This window comes from Pseudomonas sp. YuFO8, from assembly GCF_035065025.1.
Classification (GTDB): Bacteria; Pseudomonadota; Gammaproteobacteria; order Pseudomonadales; family Pseudomonadaceae; genus Aquipseudomonas; species Aquipseudomonas putida_AE.
The window spans coordinates 1-384 of the sequence record NZ_JAXDEQ010000212.1 but is presented as its reverse complement, the minus strand read 5'-3'; the positions used below and the strand labels follow the sequence as shown (position 1 = coordinate 384).

Annotated in this window: 1 protein-coding gene; it reads left to right on the top strand. The window is 60.4% G+C overall.

The features are described from left to right. A partial coding sequence (locus SOP95_RS32040; RefSeq protein ID WP_323609597.1) for a DUF6531 domain-containing protein occupies positions 1-384 on the top strand: 384 nt, incomplete at both ends.

Genomic DNA, 384 nt, shown 5'->3' with positions numbered 1-384 from the left:
CGGATGATGTGCCTGCTATTGGGAAGAATCCGGCTGGGGATGCGGCGGCGTCGTCGGACAAGACGGCCACTAACGGCTGCCCGGTGTCGATGGTCACGGGTGAGGAACTGCTGACCCTCACCGATGGTGCGCTGGACGGGATTTTGCCGTTTGAGTGGACCCGGTTGTATCGCACCAGCGCGGTGGAAGTGGATTGTGGGTTGGGGTTTGGCTGGAGTCACTCGCTCGCGCATCGGCTGGTGGTTGAGGGTGATTCGGTGGTGTGGACCGATCACGAGAACCGGTCGACTACCCTGCCCTTGCCTTCTGATTCTCGGCCTGCGATTACCAATAGCCTGGCTGAAGCGGCGATCTACTTGGGATCGTTGCCTGATGAGTTAGTCC